24 protein-coding genes and 1 tRNA gene are annotated in these 21,479 nt (G+C 62.0%); 19 read left to right on the forward strand and 6 right to left on the reverse strand.

All coding sequences use genetic code 11. From position 1 onward, the window contains the following. Positions 1–124: 124 nt before the first annotated feature. Positions 125–823, reverse strand: coding sequence for a dienelactone hydrolase family protein (locus ABQJ48_RS07170; protein ID WP_367836954.1), 699 nt, complete (start codon positions 821–823; stop codon positions 125–127). 275 nt (positions 824–1,098) lie between these two features. Here ABQJ48_RS07170 and ABQJ48_RS07175 point away from each other — a divergent pair, with 275 nt between their 5' ends. Both ABQJ48_RS07175 and ABQJ48_RS07180 read left to right on the forward strand, forming a co-directional pair. Continuing rightward, positions 1,099–2,202 carry an NAD(P)H-dependent flavin oxidoreductase gene (locus ABQJ48_RS07175; RefSeq protein ID WP_367836955.1) on the forward strand — a complete coding sequence of 368 codons (1,104 nt, stop codon included), beginning with the start codon at positions 1,099–1,101 and terminating at the stop codon, positions 2,200–2,202. Positions 2,203–2,636: 434 nt separating this feature from the next. Continuing rightward, a complete protein-coding gene (locus ABQJ48_RS07180) occupies positions 2,637–3,782 on the forward strand; it encodes a branched-chain amino acid ABC transporter substrate-binding protein (protein ID WP_367836956.1) in 1,146 nt (381 codons plus the stop codon). Positions 3,783–3,956: 174 nt separating this feature from the next. Here ABQJ48_RS07180 and ABQJ48_RS07185 read toward each other — a convergent pair whose 3' ends face one another. Beyond that, the gene (locus tag ABQJ48_RS07185) at positions 3,957–5,171 is read right to left on the reverse strand and encodes an MFS transporter (RefSeq protein ID WP_367836957.1); all 1,215 of its coding nucleotides are present in this window, start codon (positions 5,169–5,171) and stop codon (positions 3,957–3,959) included. A 212-nt stretch (positions 5,172–5,383) separates the two neighbouring features. Between ABQJ48_RS07185 and ABQJ48_RS07190 the strand changes: the two genes are divergently transcribed. The 3 genes from ABQJ48_RS07190 to ABQJ48_RS07200 all read left to right on the forward strand — a co-directional run bounded on the left by ABQJ48_RS07190 (position 5,384) and on the right by ABQJ48_RS07200 (position 8,271). After that, the gene (locus tag ABQJ48_RS07190) at positions 5,384–6,046 is read left to right on the forward strand and encodes a HugZ family pyridoxamine 5'-phosphate oxidase (protein ID WP_367836958.1); all 663 of its coding nucleotides are present in this window, start codon (positions 5,384–5,386) and stop codon (positions 6,044–6,046) included. Positions 6,047–6,429: 383 nt separating this feature from the next. Next, positions 6,430–6,732 carry an H-NS histone family protein gene (locus tag ABQJ48_RS07195; RefSeq protein WP_367836959.1) on the forward strand — a complete coding sequence of 101 codons (303 nt, stop codon included), beginning with the start codon at positions 6,430–6,432 and terminating at the stop codon, positions 6,730–6,732. 288 nt (positions 6,733–7,020) lie between these two features. After that, on the forward strand, positions 7,021–8,271 hold the full coding sequence (locus tag ABQJ48_RS07200) for a cation diffusion facilitator family transporter (protein WP_367836960.1): 1,251 nt from the start codon (positions 7,021–7,023) through the stop codon (positions 8,269–8,271). A 74-nt stretch (positions 8,272–8,345) separates the two neighbouring features. On the opposite strand, the gene ABQJ48_RS07205 is transcribed toward ABQJ48_RS07200, so the two are convergent. The 3 genes from ABQJ48_RS07205 to ABQJ48_RS07215 all read right to left on the reverse strand — a co-directional run bounded on the left by ABQJ48_RS07205 (position 8,346) and on the right by ABQJ48_RS07215 (position 10,165). Further along, positions 8,346–8,804 (reverse strand): Lrp/AsnC family transcriptional regulator, encoded by a 459-nt coding sequence (locus ABQJ48_RS07205; RefSeq protein WP_012431468.1) that lies wholly within the window; start codon positions 8,802–8,804, stop codon positions 8,346–8,348. 117 nt (positions 8,805–8,921) lie between these two features. Beyond that, positions 8,922–9,524, reverse strand: coding sequence for a 3'-5' exonuclease family protein (locus ABQJ48_RS07210; RefSeq protein WP_367836961.1), 603 nt, complete (start codon positions 9,522–9,524; stop codon positions 8,922–8,924). Next, a complete protein-coding gene (locus tag ABQJ48_RS07215) occupies positions 9,521–10,165 on the reverse strand; it encodes an MBL fold metallo-hydrolase (RefSeq protein ID WP_367836962.1) in 645 nt (214 codons plus the stop codon). Before ABQJ48_RS07215 ends, ABQJ48_RS07210 begins: the two co-directional genes overlap by 4 nt. A 634-nt stretch (positions 10,166–10,799) precedes the next feature. Between ABQJ48_RS07215 and ABQJ48_RS07220 the strand changes: the two genes are divergently transcribed. After that, positions 10,800–11,393 carry a septal ring lytic transglycosylase RlpA family protein gene (locus ABQJ48_RS07220; RefSeq protein WP_473094105.1) on the forward strand — a complete coding sequence of 198 codons (594 nt, stop codon included), beginning with the start codon at positions 10,800–10,802 and terminating at the stop codon, positions 11,391–11,393. Positions 11,394–11,501: 108 nt separating this feature from the next. Here ABQJ48_RS07220 and rsmI read toward each other — a convergent pair whose 3' ends face one another. Then, complete coding sequence (rsmI, locus tag ABQJ48_RS07225) at positions 11,502–12,380, reverse strand: 16S rRNA (cytidine(1402)-2'-O)-methyltransferase (RefSeq protein WP_367836964.1); 879 nt, start codon at positions 12,378–12,380, stop codon at positions 11,502–11,504. 454 nt (positions 12,381–12,834) lie between these two features. Here rsmI and ABQJ48_RS07235 point away from each other — a divergent pair, with 454 nt between their 5' ends. The 13 genes from ABQJ48_RS07235 (at position 12,835) to ABQJ48_RS07295 (ending at position 21,417) form a co-directional block, all read left to right on the forward strand. Next, entirely contained in the window at positions 12,835–13,281 is a 447-nt protein-coding gene (locus tag ABQJ48_RS07235) for a YraN family protein (RefSeq protein WP_473094106.1), read from the forward strand. A 217-nt stretch (positions 13,282–13,498) separates the two neighbouring features. Then, on the forward strand, positions 13,499–14,086 hold the full coding sequence (locus ABQJ48_RS07240; RefSeq protein WP_367836968.1) for a phosphoheptose isomerase: 588 nt from the start codon (positions 13,499–13,501) through the stop codon (positions 14,084–14,086). 26 nt (positions 14,087–14,112) lie between these two features. Continuing rightward, entirely contained in the window at positions 14,113–14,904 is a 792-nt protein-coding gene (locus ABQJ48_RS07245; protein WP_367836969.1) for a BON domain-containing protein, read from the forward strand. Next, entirely contained in the window at positions 14,901–15,251 is a 351-nt protein-coding gene (locus tag ABQJ48_RS07250; RefSeq protein WP_367836971.1) for a c-type cytochrome, read from the forward strand. The genes ABQJ48_RS07245 and ABQJ48_RS07250 overlap by 4 nt, the downstream gene beginning before the upstream one ends. A 64-nt stretch (positions 15,252–15,315) precedes the next feature. Continuing rightward, positions 15,316–15,391, forward strand: a tRNA-Ala gene (locus ABQJ48_RS07255). Positions 15,392–15,556: 165 nt separating this feature from the next. Next, positions 15,557–16,015: an Arm DNA-binding domain-containing protein gene (locus ABQJ48_RS07260; protein ID WP_367836973.1), complete on the forward strand. Its 459-nt coding sequence runs from the start codon at positions 15,557–15,559 to the stop codon at positions 16,013–16,015. Positions 16,016–16,017: 2 nt separating this feature from the next. Continuing rightward, positions 16,018–17,238 carry a tyrosine-type recombinase/integrase gene (locus tag ABQJ48_RS07265; RefSeq protein WP_367836975.1) on the forward strand — a complete coding sequence of 407 codons (1,221 nt, stop codon included), beginning with the start codon at positions 16,018–16,020 and terminating at the stop codon, positions 17,236–17,238. A 63-nt stretch (positions 17,239–17,301) separates the two neighbouring features. Continuing rightward, positions 17,302–18,165 carry a hypothetical protein gene (locus ABQJ48_RS07270; RefSeq protein ID WP_367836976.1) on the forward strand — a complete coding sequence of 288 codons (864 nt, stop codon included), beginning with the start codon at positions 17,302–17,304 and terminating at the stop codon, positions 18,163–18,165. A gap of 172 nt (positions 18,166–18,337) precedes the next feature. Further along, entirely contained in the window at positions 18,338–18,595 is a 258-nt protein-coding gene (locus ABQJ48_RS07275; RefSeq protein ID WP_367836977.1) for a transcriptional regulator, read from the forward strand. Positions 18,596–18,599: 4 nt separating this feature from the next. After that, positions 18,600–18,905 (forward strand): hypothetical protein, encoded by a 306-nt coding sequence (locus ABQJ48_RS07280; protein ID WP_367836978.1) that lies wholly within the window; start codon positions 18,600–18,602, stop codon positions 18,903–18,905. A 14-nt stretch (positions 18,906–18,919) separates the two neighbouring features. Next, positions 18,920–19,828, forward strand: a complete 909-nt coding sequence (locus tag ABQJ48_RS07285; RefSeq protein ID WP_367836979.1) for a Rha family transcriptional regulator — start codon at positions 18,920–18,922, stop codon at positions 19,826–19,828. Positions 19,829–19,988: 160 nt separating this feature from the next. After that, positions 19,989–20,780 (forward strand): hypothetical protein, encoded by a 792-nt coding sequence (locus tag ABQJ48_RS07290; RefSeq protein ID WP_367836980.1) that lies wholly within the window; start codon positions 19,989–19,991, stop codon positions 20,778–20,780. Beyond that, positions 20,767–21,417 carry a DUF6475 domain-containing protein gene (locus tag ABQJ48_RS07295; RefSeq protein WP_367836981.1) on the forward strand — a complete coding sequence of 217 codons (651 nt, stop codon included), beginning with the start codon at positions 20,767–20,769 and terminating at the stop codon, positions 21,415–21,417. Before ABQJ48_RS07290 ends, ABQJ48_RS07295 begins: the two co-directional genes overlap by 14 nt. Positions 21,418–21,479 lie beyond the last annotated feature (62 nt).

Below are 21,479 nucleotides of genomic sequence, written 5' to 3' on the forward strand. Positions count from 1 at the left end.
AACACGCCGTCTTTCAACAGAGTAACCGAGTTGAACACGAAGGTGACTCAGGGCGGATTCAAAATCGGCGGTCACCGTGCGTGAATAGAAGCCGTGGGCTGCTGAGTCCCTTTGGAGAGCCGCGTTACAGATGCTCGCCGAGGAACGTCAGCGTGCGGCCATGCGCGAGCGCGGATGCCCGCTGGTTATACGACCCCCGCTCCGAACAATTGAAGCCGTGATCGGCGTTCGGATAAACGTGGAATTCGACGTCGCTGCGACCCGCGAAGCGCTCCTGAACCTGGCCCACGTCCGACAGCGGAATGTGAGCGTCGAGTTCGCCGTAGTGGAACTGCATCGGCACCTTGACCTTCGCGGCCTGGTCGAGCCGATTCTGGATGCCGCCGCCGTAATAAGCGACCGCCCCGTCGACCGAGCCTTGCGCCGCGGCCAGATACGCGAGGAGGCCGCCGAAGCAGTAGCCGATCGCCGCAATCTTGCCGGTGACTTCCGGCATCGCGCGCAAGGCCGCGGCGGCTGCGCCGATGTCGGCCACGGCCTGGTCGACGTTGGTCTTTTGCATGAGTTCGATGCCCTTGTTGCGATCCGCGCCGTCATAGGTCAGTTCGACGCGCGGTTGCACGCGCCAGAACACGTCCGGCGCCAGCGCGACATAGCCGTCTTGCGCATACTGATCCGCGACCGAGCGGATATGCCCGTTCACGCCGAAAATTTCCTGAATGATGATGACGGCCGGACCGTTGCCGCCTTTGGGCAGTGCCAGATAGCCGCCGAAACTGTCGTTGCCGGCGGGAATGTCGATCCATCGGGAAGTCGTGCTCATGTTGTTCTCCGTTGACCCGCGCGATGTCGCGCAAAGTCGGTCTCAATAACCTGCCACAGGGCAAAAGTGCCTGAAGCGGGCGGTTAGTGTGCCATCAAAAGAAACGGCTTGCAGCGAGACCAGGCGCAGCTTCGCGGGCCATGCCGTGCGTCGCCATTCTCGTCGGGCGATTCAAACAATCTCGATAATTCATTTTTCCGCTGGGGCTCGCGCCGGTACAGTCATTTGGGTCGGTTTGGCTTTAGGCGAGCGTATCGCCGCAAAAGGAAACGATCATGACTGAAGACGGTTTTGCGACGCCGTTCGCGCGGCGTTTTGAAATGCGGGTGCCCGTCGTGCAGGCGCCGATGGCCGGCGGCGCCACCCCGCCGGAGATGGTGGCGGCCGTGTCGAATGCGGGCGGGCTCGGTTTCCTGGCGGGCGCGGCGTTGTCGCCGGAAAAGATCGCCAGTGAAGTCGCGGCGGTTCGCACGCTGACCGATCGTCCGTTCGGCGTCAATCTGTTCGTGCTCGAACCCGCCGCGCCGGACGATGCCACCGTGCGTCGCGCGCTCGAAGCGATCGATCCGCTGCGCGCCGATCTCGGTTTGCCGCCCGGACAACCGCTCGCACGCTATGCGCCGGATTTCCGCGCGCAGTTCGAAATGCTGATCGAATTGCGCGTGCCGGTCGCGAGCTTCACGTTCGGACTGCTTTCGACCGACGACGTCGCCCGGCTGCATGCACATGGGCTCTATGTGATCGGCACCGCGACGCACGTTGCCGAAAGCGTCGCGTGGCGCGATGCCGGCGCCGATGCGATCGTCGCACAAGGCGCTGAGGCGGGCGCGCATCGCGGCACTTTCATTGGCGCATTCGAAGACGCGCTAATCGGAACGATCGCGCTCGTGCCGCAGATCGTCGACGCGACCGGTCTGCCGGCGCTTGCCGCCGGCGGCATCATGGACGGCCGCGGCGTCGCCGCCGCACTTGCGCTGGGCGCGCAAGCCGCGGTAATGGGGACGGCCTTTCTCACCTGTCGCGAAAGCGCTGTCCCGCAGGCATGGAAAACCCGTGTGCGCGAGATGGCCGACACGTCGACGTCGGTCACGCGCGCGATCACCGGCCGCCACGCCCGCGGCATCCGCAATCCGTTGATGCAGCGCTTGAGCGACACCATCGACAAGATCGCGCCCTATCCCGTGCAAAATGCTTTGACGCAGGAGCTGCGTCAAACCGCGAGCCGCGCGCAAAACGGCGATTATCTTTCTCTCTGGTCGGGCCAGGGCGCGCCACTCGGCCGTGCACGTCCCGAAGGTCTCGGCGCGGCTGAACTCGTCGCGCAAATCGAACAGGAATGGCATGGCGCGACCGCACGGATCGCTGCTCTCGAACGCTGAACGGGCATCATCGCGGGCGCGTTTGCGAGCCGTTTCAGACGCGCCCGTTATTCAGGCATAAAACCCTTCGAATCGCCTATGGTTTTACCGGCGAAACTGTTGAACCGCGCACTTTGGAATAAAACCTCACCTGGCGGAAACCCGCATCGGTCGGCCCTTTCCAGCGAGTCGATCGAGTCCCGGCCCGCCTAGGTGGGATAAACGCTATTGGTGTTCATCCCACTTTCTTAAAAAAGTCCCACAAATTAATTTGTTCGCCTACACTTGCGCGCAAGTGCGGTTTGCCGTCTGTCACAAACAGTCCGGCAACCGTGCTGGCCAAGTGCATGAACGATGCAACCGGCGTGATCGTCCACGCGACTGAGCGACACGTGTTGGGGAAGCGGGGGCATAGGGCGATTACGTTGTTTTTGGGATCGAAACTGGAGACTTACATGAACATCAAGATTCAAAAGCTGTTGCCGATCAGCGCTGCGGCGATGCTGTTCGCAACGTTGGCAACATCGGCCGCGGCCGACACGGTCGTCAAGATCGGTCACGTCGCGCCGTTGACCGGCGGGATCGCTCACCTGGGGAAGGACAACGAAAACGGCGCGCGCCTGGCGGTTGAAGAAATCAACGCCAAGGGCCTGACGATCGGTGGCCAGAAAATTACGCTGCAACTCGATGCGCAAGACGACGCGGCCGACCCGCGCACGGCAACTCAGGTCGCCCAGAAGCTGGTCGACGACAAGGTCGTTGCAGTCGTCGGTCACCTGAATTCGGGCACGTCGATTCCGGCATCGAAGATCTATAGCGATGCAGGCGTCGTACAGATCTCGCCGTCGGCAACCAACCCGGCCTACACGCAACAAGGTTTCAAGACGACGTACCGCGTCGTCGCAACCGATGCGCAGCAGGGTCCGGCACTGGCCAACTACGCAGCCAAGGGCATGAAAGTGAAGAGCGTCGCGATCGTCGACGACTCGACCGCTTACGGGCAGGGTCTCGCGAACGAATTCGAAAAGACCGCCAAGTCGCTGGGCCTGAACGTGATGTCGCATGACGCGACCAACGACAAGGCCGTTGACTTCCGCGCGATTCTGACGAAGATCAAGGGCGAAAACCCGGATGCGATCATGTACGGCGGCATGGACGCCACCGGCGGCCCGTTCGCGAAGCAAGCCAAGCAGCTCGGCCTGCGCGCCAAGGTGCTGGCAGGTGACGGCGTCTGTACCGACAAGCTGTCGGATCTGGCCGGCGACGCAACCGACAACATCGTCTGCTCGGAAGCCGGTATGGCGCTCGAGAAGATGGCTGGCGGCGCCGCGTTCCTCGCCAAGTACCAAAAGCGTTTCGGTCAGCCGATCCAGATCTACGCTCCGTTCACGTATGACGCTGTGTACATCATCGTCGACGCAATGAAGCGCGCGAACTCCACCGATCCGGCGAAGATCCTCGCAGCGATGCCGGCCACCGACTACAAGGGTGTGATCGGTGAGACCACGTTCGACTCGAAGGGCGACCTTCAACACGGCGTGATCTCGCTGTACAACTACAAGTCGGGCAAGAAGACGCTGCTCGACGTAGTGAAGATGTAAATCCACGTGATCGAGGCCGGCTGATTCGCTGGCTTCGATTCGCAGGTTAAAAAGGCACGCGGGCTGTGAAGCTCGCGTGCCTTTTGTTTGTGGGCGCGGGAACGGCGCAGTGCGAGGCGAGAGCGCCGTACGCTGTGCGCGCCGTGCGCGCCATTCGCCGCGGCGATCCGGAGATCAGATTTTCAAACGCCGCAGCACCTTCGGCCCGACGACGGCGATCAGTGCGGAACACACCGCGACCACCGACAAACCGATGGTCAGATTGGTCAGCTGCGTCACCCCGCCGATGATCACGGGCCCGAGCAGCAGCCCGAAGTACGCCAGCCCCGCCACGTGCGCCAGCCCCTCGGCCGCGTGGATGCCCTTCACGCTGGCCGCCGCCGCGAACAGTACCGGCATCATGTTCGCGAGGCCAAGCCCGATCAGCGCGAAGCCCACGAGCGCAGCCGCGGAATTCGGCAGCAGCAGCGCGTCGACCATGCCGGCGCAGGCAAGCGTCGCGCTGATCATCACGAGCTGCGGCGCGCCGAAGCGGGCGCGCACGGCGTCTCCTCCAAAACGCGCCGCCGCCATGCCGCCGGAGAATGCCGCGTAGGCCGCGCTCGCTAGCGCTGGAGAGGCCCGCACGACGTCACGCATGTAGACCGTGGCCCAGTCGTACATCGCGCCTTCCGCGATCAGCGCGACCAGCGCCATCGTGCCGAGTGCCCAGAGTGCCGGCGAGCGCCAACGGCTCGCGCGCGGGGTGGCGGAGTCTGGGTGCTCGGCGTGCGGCACGTGCGGCAACACGGACGGACAAGCCATTACGAGCACGAGCGCGCTGGCCGCTGCAGCGAGCCCGAGATGCAGCGCCGGCGCCATCCCGCGCGACAGCAACGCCCCGCCGAGCGCCGCGCCGAACATCCCGCCGATACTGAACATGCCGTGCAACGACGACATGATCGGCTTGCCGATCGCCTTCTCGACGGCGCTCGCTTCGGCGTTCATCGCGACGTCGAGCGTGGCCATGCCCGCGCCGAAGAGCGCGAGCACGATCAGCAATATCCAGTACGCCGGCACGACCAGAATCAGCGCTGCGCATGCCGCCATCACGAGGCCGCCCGTCAGGCAGGCGCGGCGCGTGCCGACCCGGGCGATCCACGAAGCGGTGGTCACCATCGCGCCGATCGAACCGCCCGCCACGGCCAGTAGCGCGAACGAGAGCATGGCCGCGTTCAGGTGGAAGCGGTCGCGCACTGTCGGCACATGAACGCCCCAGGACGCGTACATCATGCCCGCGATGAAGAACACGGCCATCGTGGCGAAACGGGCGCGCTGCCGCGCGGTATCGGAAAGGTCGCGATGAGCGGCGGGAAGGACGGCGAATTCGGAGGTTTGGTGATCGGGCACTGAGATCTCGCGGGGGCTAGCGGATGAGAAAGCGCATCGAAAGGGAATTTTCGATTCTAGCGAAGCGTGCTGTCTTATGCTTGGGATGCCAGTGCAGGATACTGACGATTATTCGTTTTGAATGTGACTGGCGGCAGGCCGGGCCGGCGGGTCCTTCACGTCCGTCATGTTCGCCTGGCGCCGTTGACGGCCATCTACCGAGGTACACGCTCTTGAAGATCCCCGCTCACGCTCCGCTGCACCTGCTGCACACTGCGGCGGTCGGCACGCTGGCCACGCACGCGCGCCAGCCGGAAGGCTTTCCTTATCCGTCGATGTTGCCGTTCGCGCCGGACCCGCAGCATCGCCCGACGATTCTGGTAAGCCGGCTCGCCGAGCACACCCACAACCTGCACGCCGACCCGCGCGCGGGTTTTCTGGTGGTCGACGCACCCGAGGGCGACGTGCTCAGGGGTCAACGCGTCACGCTACTGGGCACCTTCGAGCAGGTCGAGCCGACGCCGCAAGTCGTGCAGCGCTATCTGCGCTATCACCCGGATGCGCAGCGGTACCTGGTTCTGGGCGACTTCAGTTTCTGGACGATGCGGCTCGAACGCTTGCGATATATCGGCGGCTTTGGCGCAATGGGATGGCTGGATGGCGCGGAACTCGACCTGTTGCCGCCGCTCGGCTTCGAGGAAGAAAACACGCTCATTGAAGAATTCGCCTGTGCCGACGTCGACCGCGGCGGAATTGAATTGCTCGGCATAGACCGCTATGGCGCGGACCTGAAACGGGATGGCTTGCGCAACCGGTGCATGTTCGACGGCGCCAAGCCGAACAGCGAATGCCTGCGCGCGTCGCTCGAAGCATGTATGCAAGGGCGCGCCAGTTGACTGGATTGCTATCGACGAAACGTGCTCCCTCCATAGTACCCAGCCGGAGGACGCTCGCTAGATTCCAGCGGTCCGCCTTGAAGCTTTCATCGCATGAAACCTTGATGCTTGATGATGATCTGATATTTCGTTTCTCGATTTGATCTTATAAACGCCGCCGCGCGCCGCCTTTGCACCCAAATGCGCAATCAGGTTTGAAAGGTGCCGCCCGGACTTCCTGCTATCGAAATTTCAGAAACACCTTCGAATTAATTTTGTGTCAGCGCTTTTGCGGCCTTTCTATTTTGTGTTAATCTCGCCATCAAATTCCGAGGCATGATCACCTTCAAAGGGCAAGCTGGCTTGAGACCGGCAGTCATTTAATCCAAACCATAAGGGAACCTATGTCTTCCTACAAGGAACTACTCGCGCAGCGCGAGAAGCTCGAAAAGCAGATCGAAGAAGCGAAGTCGCGTGAATACGCAGAAGTGTTGAATGAGATCAAGCAGAAAATGGCCGACTACGGCATCTCGCTCACTGAACTCGGCGGTGGCCGGGCAGCCAAGAACGTGAAAGCCGCTCGTCCGCGCGCCGGCGTTGCGCCGAAGTATCGCGACCCGGAGAGCGGTAGCACCTGGTCCGGCCGTGGCAAGCCGCCGCGCTGGATTGCGGGCCTCGATCGCGAAAAATTCCTGATCGACAAGTGATGCCTGCGGGCAGGCGAATACGCTTGCCGTCTTACAAATCGTGTGAAGGCATTGCGTCGGCGTGCTGAATGGCGCGCTGCCGCAGCCAATGGAAACCGCGTACCGGTCAAGGGCGCGGTTTTTTGTTTGCCGGCGCGGCATTGCGTCGCAGGTGATGGGCTAGTCGAAACGAGAATGCTTTTCGTTCAGATAAGCGGCTGATTTAAAAGGTTTTTTTTGGAGTCTGCGTGCTTGCTTTGAAGTCTGCCGAGTAGAATATAGGGATTGAACTTTCCCTCCAATTCTGAGATGCCTGCTGCCGCAGCCCAATCCGCCGAGAAACACCGCGTCGCGCGCAAAAGCACGCTTGCGAGTATTTGTCTCAATGCTGTGTTGATGACGCTGCAAATAGTGATCGGCATGTTCGCCCATTCGCAGGCACTTGTTGCCGACGGTGTGCATTCGCTTGCCGATCTGGTTTCCGATTTTGTCGTGCTGGTTGCCAATCGGCACAGCGGCGCGAAGCCCGATGCAGATCACAATTATGGACATAGCCGTTATGAAACGGTTGCTTCGTTATTTTTAGGCGCGTTGTTGATTGCAGTTGGCGTCGGTATGTTATGGCGCGCGGGCACGCGGCTCGCTGATCTTCAAAGCATTCCCGCGGTCCACGCGAGCGCGCTCGCCGTTGCCGTGCTGGTTCTGATTTCCAAAGAAAGCCTTTTTCGCTACATGCTGCGCGAAGCGCAGCGCGTGCGCTCCGCCATGCTGATTGCGAACGCATGGCATGCGCGGTCCGATGCGGGGTCGTCCCTGGTGGTGGCGATCGGTGTGGTGGGCAGCCTCGCGGGCGTGCGTCTGCTCGATCCCATCGCGGCGGCGATCGTCGGTTTCATGGTCGCGCGCATGGGCTGGATGTTCGGCTGGGACGCGCTGCAGGATCTGTCCGACCGCGCGCTCGACGAAAGCGCCACCGCCGATGTGCGAGCGCTTTTGCTTGCGACGCACGGCGTGCGGGACGTGCACGAGTTGCGCACGCGCAAGATGGGCGACTTCGCGCTCGTCGACGCGCACATCCTTGTCGATCCGCTCATCTCTGTGTCGGAGGGACACTACATTGCCGAGTCGGCGCGGCTGCGCGTCTTGAGCGACAGCCGCGTCCTCGACGCATTGATCCACGTCGATCCCGAAAACGATGCGGTGGCGCATCCGCCCGTCGACCTGCCGAGCCGGGAACGTGTGGTCGAAGAGGTCAACGCGGCGTTGGCGGGCGGCGCAATCAAAGCCACGGCGGTCAACATTCATTACCTGAGCACTGGGCTCGACGTGCAGATCGTGTTGCCGGCAGGGGCGTGTGGTGGCCAGGGCACCGGCGGCGCGGCGATTCCTGCACAGATCGATCTCGAAGCGCTCAAGCGCCGGCTGGGCGCCCGCAAAGTGGAGGTGCTGCGGGAAGTGGATGCGTCCACGGCACGAACGGGCATCGGTGGGGCGACATCGCCGCCAGGCGGTATGGCAAGCGCTCGCGGCAAAGCCGCGCAACCGCACAGCGCGGCTTGATTTCTCTTTCGGGCTTTAGCGCAGCACGAAACCGCGCCGCAGACGAACGCGCCAGCGCTACGGCGCGGAACGCATCACAGCGGCAATTGCGTATCGAATTTGATTTCCCGCAGTACGACGCTCGTGCGGACCTGCGCCACCGCCGGAATTTTGAAGATGCGTTCGTGCAGGAAGCTGTCGTACGCCTTGATGTCGGGCGCGACGATCTTGAGGATGTAATCGGATTCGCCGGTCGTGCTGTAGCACTCGGTCACTTCGGGGCACGTGGCGATTTCCCGTTCGAACTGCTCGACGCCGCCCTCGGTGTGCCGCGTCAGGTGGATATGCGCGAGCGCGCACACATGCAGTCCGAGCTTTTCCCGATCGAGCAGCGCGGTATAGCGCTGGATCACCCCGGACTGTTCCATGTCCTTGATGCGCCGCCAGCATGGTGTGCTCGATAGACCGACCTGATCGGAAATCTCTTGCACGGAGCGGCGTGCGTCGAGCTGCAGCAGGCGCAGGATCTTTTGTGAGAACGTATCGAGTGTCAACTGCGCCTCCGTTTGCGTCGCCGTATCAACGCATGGTAGAGGGCGCAAAAAAGAAACGCAATGTAAAACGGGCTATGCGAGGGAGATTACCTAATTTGCCGGTTTCCCCGTGATATTTTACCCTGCGTCGTCCCCTTCTTTCCCGACCGCGAGCAGGGCCGCCTGACTCGCGCGCAACTCCTTGAGCATGTTGCAGAAAAGCGCGCCCTGTTCGATCGCGTCGTCGAGTGCGACGTGGGTGTGCGGGTGATCGTCGAACCAGTGTTTAGGAAACCGCGGTTTGATGTTCTTGCGATAGGGCAGGCCAGTCATCGCGAACGCCAGCGTCTTGATGTCGAGCGCCGACCAGGAAAACGGGCAACGGCCGACAAACCGCATCATGTACCAAAACATATGGGTGAAGTCGAAACCGGCGGGCATCGCAACGAACACGGGCTTGCCCGGCAGTGCCTCGACCCAGTCGACGTAGGCCGTCAGCGCGGCCTCGGGATTTTGCAAGTCCTTGCGGCAGGCGGCCCACGCGTCGGGCTGCGTTTTCCACCACGCTTCCTGCACGGGATGCGGCCTCGCGCCCTCGAGCAGCTCCAGGTTGGCGGAGAACGTGGCGATCAGCCGCTTGTCCTCCGTGTACGCGGCGGACGCGAAACTCAGCATGGAATGCGGGCCCGGAATCGGGCCATCCGCTTCGACGTCGGTGCTGACGTAGATTTCGCTGCTCATGCTTGCACCCCGTCGGCCACATAGGGATTGCTACGGCGTTCCGCGCCGAAGGTCGAGGTGGGCCCGTGGCCCGGCACAAAGGTCACGTCGTCGCCGAGCGGCCAGAGCTTTTCGCGGATCGAGCGCAACAGGTCGGCGTGATTGCCGCGCGGAAAATCGGTCCGGCCGATCGAGCCGGCAAACAGCACGTCGCCCACCAGCGCGAGCCGGTGCGCGCGGCTGAAAAACACGATGTGACCGGGCGTGTGCCCAGGGCAGTGATACACCTCTAGCGTTTCGTCGCCGAAGCGCACCGTGTCGCCGTCGTGCAGCCAGCGGTCCGGCTCGAAGGCCTCGGCGGCCGGGAAGCCGAAGCGAGTGCTTTGATCCGGCAGCTTGTCCAGCCAGAAGCGTTCATCGGGGTGAGGTCCTTCTATCGGCACGCCATAGTGCGTGGCGAGCGTCTTGGCACCGGCGCAATGATCGATGTGGCCGTGAGTCAGGAAGACTTTTTCGACCGTGGCTTGTTGGCGCGCGATCTCGCCTTGAATGACGTCCAGGTCGCCGCCGGGATCGACGACGGCCGCCCGTCCGGTCGTCTCGCAAACGAGCAGCGAGCTGTTCTGCTGGAACGGCGTGACAGGGATCAAAGTGACTTTCATAGGTGACGGCGCCGCGGGAAAAACGTTGATTGTACCGGCCCCGCGCCGTCCCTCGCCGAGGCTTGGGAACGCGCGGCAGCGGGTCTTTCGTCTGCCTATTTTTGCGGCAAAGGTGAAAATTCATCAAAGTTTTCAGTTGCTTGCCATCTCAAAATTTTCTTTTGCGTATAATGAGCCCCATGCACAGGCAACTGTGATGTCACGCGGCGATGCGTCCCCATCAAAAATGGGGCCGCGGATCGCCATTCAAGTATGGGCTGTCGGTTTGTCGACGGCCATCAAGCATCGATGCGTTCGATGCACACGTCTTGCCCAGCCAGGCGCCGCGCGCCTGCAACGGACTTAACTGCCGTGACGCTGGGTGGGGCCTACGCCGCCGTTCCTGCGCGCTGAGTCACGCGCGCAAGAACGTGTTTGCCACGTTCGATGGCGGCATGTGGGGTCTGGTCAGGCTGCCGGGGACAGGTTGCGCCAGACGTGAAAATTAACCGTGCGGTAGCGGCTGAGTCAGCCGCATCCGGGCTTCTACGTACTGCGCTCGTCTGCGCGGCGCGTTGTCGTCCATTGCCGCCGGAGTCGCAGGCAACACGCTCAACTTCGCGTGATGCGGCTCGACATTGTGATTGCACGTCTTATGAAAACTCGGTTATCCCGCGGTCTAGGGACTCTTTTTGCCTTTTTTGTGCTGGCCGGCTGCGCCACGCCTCCGGGTGCCAGCGACATCTCCGCGAGCGACGCGCCGCGGAGCCTCAAAACAGCGCAAATCGTCTCTTTCGGACCGCAATCTTACGGTAGCGCGCCGGCCTCGAGCCCGACTACCCAAGCCACTCCATTGGCCGACGCCAAGCCGCTGACGGACGATGGCGGCGAGACGTCGGACTTTCAGCAGACCGGTCGGGCGTCGTGGTACGGGCGGGGCTTTCACGGCCGCCGGACCGCCAATGGCGAACGTTACGACATGCACGCGCTGACGGCGGCGCATCGGACGTTGCCGCTCGGCTCGTATGTGCGCGTGACCAATCCGGCCACGTCGCGCTCGGTCGTCGTGCGTATCAACGACCGTGGCCCGTATGCGCGCGGCCGCGTGATCGACCTCTCGATGGCCGCTGCAAACGCGCTCGACATGCGCCGTTGCGGCACGGCACGCGTGAAGATCGAAGGTTTGACGCAGCAGGAAGCCCGCGCCGAGATGAACGAAACGCTGGCATCCAACTCGACTTCGCGCTAACACACGATCAAGCGCCGCGCGGCACCGCGTCATGCATGTCGCTCTCGCAATAAAACGAAGGGCCGCGCAGTCGAAACTGCCGCGGCCCTTCGTTTGATCCCTCCGCTTCTATTCTTCGTCCGATTTCAGCGCCAACGCGCGCGTGTACAGCGCAGTGCGCGACGCCCCGGTGATGGCCGCCGCCACTTTCGCCGCGCTGCTCACCGTCAACTCTTCCAGCAGGATGCGCAGCAATGCGTCGTGGTCCTGTTCGCCGGCGGCTTGCGCCGACGCGCCTTCCACCACCAGCACGAATTCGCCGCGTTGCCGGTTGGGATCGGCGGCAAGCCACGTTGGCGCTTCGGCCAGGGTGCCGCGATGCAGCGCTTCGTGTAACTTCGTCAATTCCCGCGCGATCAGCAGCGTGCGCTCGCCGCCGAACGCGTCGGCCAGCGCCTGCACCGTTTCGACGATGCGATGAGGCGCTTCGTAGAACACCATCGCGTGCGGATGGCTGACGAGCGACTGCAACGCCGCCGCGCGGGCCTTGGCCTTCGGCGGCAGGAAGCCGAGGAACGAGAACGTCGCGACCCAGTCGCCGGCCGCGCTCAAGGCGGTCGCGAGCGCGCTGGCACCAGGCAGCGGAATGACCGGGAAACCGGCTTCGCGGACTGCGTCGACGAGTTTTCCGCCGGGGTCCGAAATGCCCGGCGTACCCGCATCGGACACGTAGGCGACCCGCTCGCCTGCCTGCAGATGCTCGATCAGTCGCAGCGCCGCGGCTCGCTCGTTGTGCTGGTGCACGGCGACGAGCGGTTTCGAGATGCCGTAGCGTGCGAGCAATTGACCGGTGTTGCGGGTGTCTTCCACGGCGATGCGGTCCACCAGTCCGAGCACATGCAACGCGCGCAGCGTGACGTCGGCGATATTGCCGATCGGCGTAGCCACCACGTACAGCGCGGCGGCGGGGTACTGCTGCCCCTGTGCGAGTTCGGAAAGAGGAGTCATGAGGCGCTAGACGCAAACAGACGGAAATGAGGCCGCCATTGTGCCACGCGGGGTTGCGCAGCCCGGGCGGCGGCCGCGATTGCGGCGGTAGTGGTGCGGATAGCTGATGAGTCGAAGCCAGCGCAGAAGCGCGCGCGGCAGACTGCCATCGGGGCCCTGCACGGCGGTGATAACGACAACTGAGTGGAGGGCGGTGTTGGAGAGGAAAGCAGGAACTGCGTCGGAGACGCAGCCGGAGACAGCGCCGAGAATCGAACACGGCATCGCGCAAACGACGGCGCCAATGCCACCTGTGCTGCCAATGGCGGCGAAAACGGCGCACGAAATCGCGCAGCGGCCGGCGCCGGTAGCTCCTGCACCGCGGACAGCGCCGAGACCCGCGCCGCGGATTGCGCCCGCGACGGCAGCGGTTACAACGTCGCCGCCGATACCGCGAACCGGTGCGTCAAAAAGCATTCCGAAGACAGCGCCATCTACCGCATTCCCAACTGCCCCGACAACCCGTTCCGCCGCGCTCCACAACTTTTCCCGACCCACTGGGTCCAAACTCGTCGGCGCGGCTTTCGAGTTGCGTGCGCGTGAATTTCTGCAGCGCCAACGCTTGCGCTTCGTTGCGCATAACGTCTCATGCCGGGGTGGCGAGATCGACCTGGTGATGCGCGACCGCGACGGCGCACTCGTATTCGTCGAAGTCCGTGCACGCGCGCAGCGTCGCTATGGCGGCGCGGCGGCGAGCATCGGGTGGCACAAGAAGCAGCGCATCGTGCGCGCGGCGCAGCACTATCTGGCAACTCGCAGTGCTGCCTGGCGAGATCAGCCCGCGTGCCGTTTCGACGTGATTGCGTTCGACGGCGGCAGGCTCGTCTGGTTGCGCGACGCGTTTCGCGCCGACGAAGTCTGACGCAATGCGCGGAGAACGGGTGTGAGTACGATAAACTTGCGCTCGCGTGTGAGCCGTCGAGCCACGCCGACAACTCGGGGAAGCCGTGCATTTCACGATGGTTTTGCGTCGACGCACACCTTGTCGGCCGCGCTCATCGGCATGGCGCTACCTTGCCATACGACTTCATAACAGGGCTGCACAGTGCGGTCCATTCGCGGTAGAAGATAGAGACTCGATGTCAGTCGAACGCATTCAACAACACTTCCGCGACAGCGCGGCAGTCAAACTCGAAGCCCTCGAAACCCTGTCGATGCCGATCGCCGCTGCGATCGACACGATGTTCGGCGCACTGGCCAACGGCAATCGCATTCTTGCTTGCGGCAACGGCGGCTCGGCGGCCGATGCGCAGCATTTTGCCGCCGAACTGATCGGCCGCTTCGAGCGCGAGCGCCCGGGCTTGCCGGCAATCGCGCTGAGTACCGACACCTCCGTGCTCACCGCCATCGCCAACGACTACTCGTTCGAGCAGATTTATTCGAAGCAGGTATGGGCGCTCGGGCAACCGGGCGACGTGCTGCTCGCCATTACCACCTCTGGCAATTCCGCGAATGTGCTCGCTGCGGTCGAGGCCGCGCACGAGCGCGAGATGATCGTGATCGCGCTCACCGGCAAGGGCGGCGGACGCATGCACGAAGTATTGAGCGATACCGACATCCACGTTTGCGTGCCCTCGGAGCGCACTGCGCGGATTCAGGAAGTGCACTTGTTGACCATCCATTGTCTATGCGACGGCATCGATGCCATGTTGCTGGGCGAAGACTGAGACCGATTCCGAAGGAGAGCTAGTTGATGAGCGTATTCCGCGTCAAGAAGACACTGGTGAGAACCGTGCTGGTGGTTGGGGTTGCGGCGGGGCTGTCGGCGACATTGCAGGGTTGCTTTCTCGCCGTGGCTGGCGCGGCGGGCGGCGGCGCGCTGATGGCGACCGACCGCCGCACGCTCGGTGCGCAGACCGAAGATCGCGAGTTGCAGGTGAAGGCGCTGTCGCAGCTCAGCCAGAATTTGCCGGATAGCGCGCATGTCAACGTGACGGTGTTCAACCGCCGCGTGTTGCTGACCGGCGAGGTGGCCGGGGAGGCTTCGAAGCAGCGCGCCGAGAACATCGTGCGTGGCTTGAATAACGTCAATACGATCGTCGACGAACTGGCGATCACGCCGGCCAGCTCGTTTTCGTCGCGCACCAACGACACCTATCTTGAAACGCGCGTGAAGACCGCGCTGATCGCCGAGAAGGACATATCGGCCAACAACTTCAAGGTCGTGGCCGAGCGGGGCGCGGTGTATCTGATGGGTCTCGTCACGATGGACGAAGGCAATCGCGGCGCAGATGTCGCGAGCCGGGTACCGGGTGTGGTCAAGGTCGTCAAGGTGTTCCAGTATATTCAGCCGCAGGAAGCTGCGGCGGCTGCGACGGCGGCGGCTACTGCGCCCGTCGCGGCTTCGCAGCCCGATGCAGACCAGCCAACAGTCGGGGCGATTCCGGATTCGTCGGTGAGTGCGCAGCCACTGGAGCAGCAGGCTCCGGCGCCGGTCAGCAACTCGAGCTCGGTGCGTCCGGGTAATCCGAAGGCGGCGCCATGAAGGGTGGGCTCGCGGTCGTGACATTGGCGCTTCTGGTTGGGGTGCTGGCGAGCTTCGTATCGACGGCGGCGTGTGCAGCCGACGCGCAGCGCGGTCTGGCAGTCGCGAATGCCAATGCGTGTATGGGATGTCATGCAGTGGACCGCAAACTGGTCGGTCCGTCGTTTCAGCAGATCGCCGCGAAGTACAAGGGCGATGCGCAGGCGCCGGCGAAACTCGCCCGAAAGGTGAAGGATGGCGGTGCCGGCGTCTGGGGCATGATTCCGATGCCGGCGCATCCGTCGATGAGCGATGCCGATGTGCGAGCGGTGGTGGATTGGGTGCTGGCGGGGGCGCCTGCTAAGTGAGGGTTTGTCACCTTTTGAGGCTTGGCAAATGGGAAAACGGCTGTGCTAGAATTGGTTCCATGTCGGGGGGGTAGCTCAGCTGGGAGAGCGTCGCGTTCGCAATGCGAAGGTCGGGAGTTCGATCCTCCTCCTCTCCACCAACCAGATTCCAATCGACACCAATGTTTTACTAGAAAACCCCGACGGGCCTAGCCCGACGGGGTTTTTTGTTGCAAACTTCTCCAACGTTCCGCCAAGCGCTACAACCCCCATAGTGGGTAAGTCTGGTGGTTGCTCCAAGGTGTCGCAGACCTGTTACCCCAATCATGGCCAAAGCCAATCGGATCCCCGTGTCAGACGCGGCAGTGCGCGCTGCTGTCCCGCTTGAGAAGATCCGGAAGCTTTACGACAGCTTGGGGCTGCTCGTCGAAATCCATCCATCGGGCGGTAAGTACTGGCGGCTCAAGTACCGGTTCGCGGGCAGGGAAAAGCGGCTCGCGCTGGGCGTATTTCCCGACGTAAATGTGCGCGACGCACGCAAGCTCCGCGATGAGGCCCGTCAACTGCTCGCCTCCGGCATCGATCCGGGTGAGGTACGCAAGGAAGAGCGCATCGCACAGCGTGAGGAAGAGGACCGGCGCGAGGCGGCGATGCGCTTCATGTTGGATAGCGACGGAGCTCTGTCGTTCAGGCTGGGCAAGCGCTGCCTGAACCTGACTGCAGCAGAAACAGTTGAGCTTCGTGTGTTTCTGGATGCGACGCGTGCCGTCATTCCGAAAGATTAATCATGGCGCTTACTGATCTGAAGATCCGCTACGCAAAGCCCACCGACAAGCAGCAGAAGCTGTTTGACGAGCGTGGGCTGTATCTGCTCGTTACGCCCGCCGGGGGTAAGTGGTGGCGACTCAAGTACAGGTTTGGGGGTAAGGAGAAGAGCCTATCCATGGGCGTGTATCCCGACGTCGGCTTGAAAGAGGCGCGTGAGCGCCGGGACGCCGCGCGCAAGCTGCTGGCGAACGGGGTTGATCCGGGCATCGAACGCAAAGTACAGCGAGCCGGAGCGGCGGAACGTGCGGCCAACAGCTTTGAAGCCGTCGCTCGTGAGTGGTTCGCGAAGTACGAACCAAGATGGGCAAAGTCCCACGCCGAAAAAGTCATGGGACGCCTTGAGAAGGATGTGTTTCCGTGGCTCGGCGGCCGCCCCATTGCAGAGATTACCGCTCCCGAAGCGCTTGCCGTGCTACGCCGGGTAGAGGCACGCGGAGCGCTCGATACTGCGCACCGTGTCCACCAGAACTGTGGTCAGGTTTTCCGCTACGCGATCGCTACAGGGCGAGCGGAGCGTGATGTCAGTGCAGATCTGCGCGGCGCACTGCCGGCGGCGCGTCATACTCACTTCGCATCCGTTACTGAGCCTTCGGAGGTAGCCGGGCTGCTGCGCGCGCTCGACGCGTTTCAAGGCACGTTCGTTGTTCAGTGCGCATTGCGGCTGGCGCCGCTACTGTTTGTGCGGCCAGGGGAACTCCGCACTGCGGAGTGGGCGCACTTTGATTTCGACAAGGCGCAGTGGCGCTACACGGCTTCAAAAACCAAGACCGAGCATCTGGTACCGCTCGCCACTCAGGCCGTCTCAATCCTGCGCGAGCTTCGCGCGCTTACCGGTCAGCGCAGGTATGTTTTCCCGGGGCGGGATGTCAAAAAGCCGATGAGTGGTGCTGCAGTGAACGCGGCGTTGCGGCGGATGGGATTCGACACGAAGACAGAGATCACGGGCCACGGGTTCCGGGCGATGGCACGGACGATCTTGCACGAGCAACTGCGTTTTCAGAGCGAGGTAATCGAGCACCAGCTTGCGCACAAAGTGTCGGATGCGCTGGGAACAGCTTATAACCGGACGAAGTTCATCGACGATCGGATCAAGATGATGCAGGCGTGGGCGGATTATCTGGACGCGCTCAAGGCGGGTGCCCAGGTTGTTCCGATTGGCACTGGAAAGAATGCCTACTAATTTTTCATACCGCCCCCTAGTCGCCTATCGCGGGACCAGTTCTAGAGGTTGCGTGATAGCGCGATGCTGAAAACCTACTACAAGCTGCGAGACGCAGCTATTTTCTTGTCTGGCGAGCTTTCCTTAAGCCTTGATTCCGACGACGTCCTTGACATGGCGCGCCGCGGTGCATTTCGGCTTTGCTTCTATTTTTCCGGCGATGTACTTGCGGAAGACTTGCTGGCCTTTTTCAATGGACACGCAGTAGCTGGCGGCTTGTCCCGCGTCCACTTCCAAGGATATCTGCAGATCCCGTCCAACGTCTCTTTCGCGGGCACGGCGCCAATCGTGATCGAAAAAGCGGTGCTCTTAGAATGCATCGATTCGGTGCCGCGTATCGAACCCAATGAATTCGGTCCAATGGGCTCGCATCGGTTTGTTCGTTTCGAGGAAGACCAAAGTGTGGGCATTCCGTACACGCAGCGGTACAAAGAGTTTTATCGCTCGGGAAGGTTTTACGTCGACTTAGATGAGGTCCGCATCCCGAGCGCTGATTTGCAGAGCTTTGTAGGTCACGTCCGTGGTGATCAGACGACCGCGGCTGCTCGAAGCGCGCACCACGTGGGCGTGTCACCTATCCCGGGCGGTGACAACGAGATTAGTCTGGGCGGTGCCACCGCAACTATCGAAACCGGCCGCCTCACCCTTGGGGTCAACAACAAGGTCTCTATCGATGCCTATATTGTTCGCCGAGCGTGGGAAATGTACCGCGCGGACGCGTCGCTTACCCGCACGAAGATTGCGAAGAATATCGCTAGTGAACTTAAGGTCGGTGGCTATAGCGGCGAGCGCGGTAACGCACTGAGCGCGGGCACAATCTATAAGGCAATCCCTACAGGTCTAACCGGCGGAAAATCGAGGAACGGCCGCAAGAAGCGAGCGAGTTGAATCGGCGCGCCGATTCAACGTTACGCCGATTCAACGCGCCGATTCAAAAAATCGGTGGAAATCCACGCCGACAAAGGCTTTAGGGGAAATGCATTAATCGTTTGATCGGCGTACACGCCGATTCTGAAATGTAGCCATTGCAAACAACGCCCAGCAGGGCAAAGGAAAAGCAATGGTCGCGAAAGCAGCAAGTGCACAACTCAGCGGTGGCGGGCATCTCTCCCCTTCTGAATCCCTCCCACTCGATGGCTATTCCCGCTGGAATGATCTGAAGCCATTTGTCCCCTTCTGCCGCGAGACGTGGCGCAAGCGCGAGCTTGCGGGGAAAGCGCCGCGCCGCATCCATTTGTCCGCCAGATGCGCGTGCTGGTCGAACCGTGAGTTGCATCGTTTCTTTGCGGACCCGGTGAATTACAAGGTGGAGGGCTGAGCCAATGCGGACTTCCCAGCGATACATCAAAGCGGAGGCGACAGCGCTCCTCGAGAAGATCGGCCGCTTGGCGATTGAGCACCACGTTGCCCAACTGAACACAACGGAAGCGAAGAGCGCGTACTACTTGCAGTGCCGGGAGTTTCTGGACGACCGTAGTCTCGACAGGCTCGCTGATCGCGACGACCCGGCATTCCTCCGCTTCACTCGTAAAACCTACTCGAAGTATCTGGAAGCAAAGGCTGGCGAGTACAACGTGAAGAGGCGCCTGGCGACAGCCATCCGTAACTGTCACTACCCGCAACGCTAACTGGGTGATTCGAAATGAGCTACATCACCCCCAGCAACGGCAATACTCACCCGGTCGTCGGCCGCGGCCGCGCAAACCTGCCTGGCGGCTTGGTCCCTAGCGATCCTGTGCGCCTGCGTGACGGCGAGCCGATCACCGACAGCCTCGCAATTGCCGCCGAGTTCGGCCGCCGTCACGACAATGTGATGCGAACCCTTCGTTCCCTGATCGAGGATGGCACGGTAGGTGCCCTTGATTTTAAGGAGACCTCTTATCTCGATCAGTGGAACCGTTCACAGGGCTGTATCGAACTCACCGAACTCGGCGCAACGATCGCGCTGCCATTCATCGGCGGCAAGAAGGCCCGCCAAGGCCAAGCTCGTTTCGCTCGCGCATTTTTTGCGATGCGCGACCAGCTCCGCGCCTTGCAAGCGGAGACGTCCGCTCCAACACCGGTGACTGAAGCGTCGCCAAAGCTGCATGTCGATCTGATGCTGTTCTCCGCCTTCTGCTCAGCCTTCAGGCCCGCGGAGTCGGCCAAGGCGATGATCATGCGTCAGATCGGACAGCGTTACGGCGCGGACACAAGTTACATCCCGCGCCTGACGGTCGACGCGCCGTTTAGCTCGAGCATCGATTCCAGCGAGCCCACCGCGACCGTCTCGGAGCTTCTGAAACAGCGGGGTGGCAAGATGAGCGCGCGCAAGTTCAACCAACTGCTGGAGAAGGCCGGTTTCCTGCAGAAAAACTACCGCACCACCACCTCGCTTGAAAAGTATTCGGATGGCCGCAAGCCCTTCTGGGCGATCACGGCAAAAGGCCTTGAATTCGGCAAGAACCTCGTTGATCCAGAGTCGCCGCGCGAGACTAAACCGGCTTGGTTCGTAGCGACATTCGGTACGCTTTGCCGCCAGGTGTGGGCAGAGACGAGAGGGCTGATCTGATGAGCTCAGTTTGCGAGAAGCATCCTCCCCGGTGCCAGCCTTGGTTCAATGAGCGGCAATCGCTCGTTGCCGACCGCCTTTCCAGCGGCTCGCGCCAATTTACAAACGGCGCTTTGCCGAGCGCTTACCGGGGGGGCTGAGCATGGCACGATCAAGAAACTTGAAGCCTAGCTTCTTCACGAACGACGTTCTGGCCGAGATCGATCCTCTAGGCCGCATACTGTTTCAAGGCCTGTGGTGCCTCGCCGATCGCGAGGGTCGCCTCGAGGATCGCCCGAAGAAGATCAAGGCGGAACTTTTGCCGTATGACAACTGCGAGGCGGACAGCCTGTTGCAAGAACTGGCTGATCGCGAATTCATTCTGCGATATGAAGCGAGCGGGAAGCGTTTCATTCAGGTGCTGAACTTCGCCAGGCACCAGAACCCACACTGCAAGGAAGCGGCTAGTTCTATCCCTTCACCATTCGAGCACCGTACCGGCACGGTGCAAGTATCGGAAATTCCGGCGGGTGCCAGGCTGATTCCTGATTCCCTTAACCTGATTCCTGATTCCGGATTCCAAGACGAGACGCCAGAGGCTAACCCAACTCCGCCGCTCGAAGAAAAGCAGAACGCTTCTTCTTCCGCAGACCGGTCGGTCGAGATCGCGGTCTACCTGCGCAAGCGAGGCATTAGCGGCGCTAACAGCATGAACCCGAACATAGCGGCGTGGGGCGATGACATCCGGGTAACGAACGAGATTCTGGACGCAGCCCTGTCGATGGTTGCGTCCAGAAAGTTGGACCGGGCGCCAGGGCCGAATTATCTAGCTCCGATTGTTGCGGACCTTTTGAATCCGAGGGCAGCGGGGAAACCGCGTGCTGGCGGCCTGAACAAGCAGGAGTCCCTCGAAGAGCGTAATCGCGCCGTCGCCCAGCAATTTATCGCGGAGATGTCCCATGCAAACCACTGATGCACCGAAGCTAGTTGAACTGGTGAGTGGCGTGTATGCGTTCTACCGGCAAGATTTTTCGAAGTTCGCCGCATCCGTCTGGGTCAACGCTGTGCAGCCGTTCGACTTTGAGGCCGTCGCCGATGCCCTGAATCGCCACTGCGTGAACCCGGACAGCGGGCAGTTCGTGCCGAAGCCGGCGGACATCGTAAAGATGCTGCAGGGATCAACGCAGGATTCAGCCCTCGGCGCCTGGGCGAGGGTCGATCGCGCGGTGCGGTCTTGTGGCACCTACGAGAGCGTCGTGTTCGACGACGCACTGATCCATCGCGTGATCACCGAAATGGGCGGCTGGGTGCTGATCGGTGCCAAAGGCGAAGACGAATGGCCGTACGTGCGCAACGAGTTCGTGAACCGGTATCGCGGTTACAAGATGCGCGGCGAGACGCCCGATTACCTGCCGGTGCTTGTCGGCATCGCCGAAGCGCACAACTGCCGCATGGGGCACGAAAGCGATCCGCCGGTGCTCGTCGGCGACGCAGCGAAGGCTAGGCGCGTGATGTCTGCTGGTGATGATAAGCCGGTGCTCGGTTTTACGCGCATGGCAGTGGCCGATGCGGCACCGCGTCCGGTGTCGATGCTGGCGCCGGTCCCATGATGAGGAACACTGACCCATCGATGTCGCCGGTCAAACTCGCAACGTTGGCGCAAGCCGCGTCG

It is taken from the genome of Paraburkholderia suaedae (assembly GCF_040812055.1).
Lineage (GTDB): Bacteria > Pseudomonadota > Gammaproteobacteria > Burkholderiales > Burkholderiaceae > Paraburkholderia.

Bases quoted from the DNA above. Each gene is read 5' to 3' on its own strand.
- ABQJ48_RS07285 (WP_367836979.1), top strand. From the start codon at position 18,920: ATGAGCTACATCACCCCCAGCAACGGCAATACTCACCCGGTCGTCGGC.
- ABQJ48_RS07280 (WP_367836978.1), top strand. From the start codon at position 18,600: ATGCGGACTTCCCAGCGATACATCAAAGCGGAGGCGACAGCGCTCCTC.
- ABQJ48_RS07180 (WP_367836956.1), top strand. From the start codon at position 2,637: ATGAACATCAAGATTCAAAAGCTGTTGCCGATCAGCGCTGCGGCGATG.
- ABQJ48_RS07195 (WP_367836959.1), top strand. From the start codon at position 6,430: ATGTCTTCCTACAAGGAACTACTCGCGCAGCGCGAGAAGCTCGAAAAG.
- ABQJ48_RS07295 (WP_367836981.1), top strand. From the start codon at position 20,767: ATGCAAACCACTGATGCACCGAAGCTAGTTGAACTGGTGAGTGGCGTG.
- ABQJ48_RS07215 (WP_367836962.1), bottom strand. From the start codon at position 10,165: ATGAAAGTCACTTTGATCCCTGTCACGCCGTTCCAGCAGAACAGCTCG.
- ABQJ48_RS07240 (WP_367836968.1), top strand. From the start codon at position 13,499: ATGTCAGTCGAACGCATTCAACAACACTTCCGCGACAGCGCGGCAGTC.
- ABQJ48_RS07245 (WP_367836969.1), top strand. From the start codon at position 14,113: ATGAGCGTATTCCGCGTCAAGAAGACACTGGTGAGAACCGTGCTGGTG.
- ABQJ48_RS07175 (WP_367836955.1), top strand. From the start codon at position 1,099: ATGACTGAAGACGGTTTTGCGACGCCGTTCGCGCGGCGTTTTGAAATG.
- ABQJ48_RS07265 (WP_367836975.1), top strand. From the start codon at position 16,018: ATGGCGCTTACTGATCTGAAGATCCGCTACGCAAAGCCCACCGACAAG.
- ABQJ48_RS07250 (WP_367836971.1), top strand. From the start codon at position 14,901: ATGAAGGGTGGGCTCGCGGTCGTGACATTGGCGCTTCTGGTTGGGGTG.
- ABQJ48_RS07200 (WP_367836960.1), top strand. From the start codon at position 7,021: ATGCCTGCTGCCGCAGCCCAATCCGCCGAGAAACACCGCGTCGCGCGC.
- ABQJ48_RS07260 (WP_367836973.1), top strand. From the start codon at position 15,557: ATGGCCAAAGCCAATCGGATCCCCGTGTCAGACGCGGCAGTGCGCGCT.
- ABQJ48_RS07275 (WP_367836977.1), top strand. From the start codon at position 18,338: ATGGTCGCGAAAGCAGCAAGTGCACAACTCAGCGGTGGCGGGCATCTC.
- rsmI (WP_367836964.1), bottom strand. From the start codon at position 12,380: ATGACTCCTCTTTCCGAACTCGCACAGGGGCAGCAGTACCCCGCCGCC.
- ABQJ48_RS07170 (WP_367836954.1), bottom strand. From the start codon at position 823: ATGAGCACGACTTCCCGATGGATCGACATTCCCGCCGGCAACGACAGT.
- ABQJ48_RS07210 (WP_367836961.1), bottom strand. From the start codon at position 9,524: ATGAGCAGCGAAATCTACGTCAGCACCGACGTCGAAGCGGATGGCCCG.
- ABQJ48_RS07270 (WP_367836976.1), top strand. From the start codon at position 17,302: ATGCTGAAAACCTACTACAAGCTGCGAGACGCAGCTATTTTCTTGTCT.
- ABQJ48_RS07220 (WP_473094105.1), top strand. From the start codon at position 10,800: ATGAAAACTCGGTTATCCCGCGGTCTAGGGACTCTTTTTGCCTTTTTT.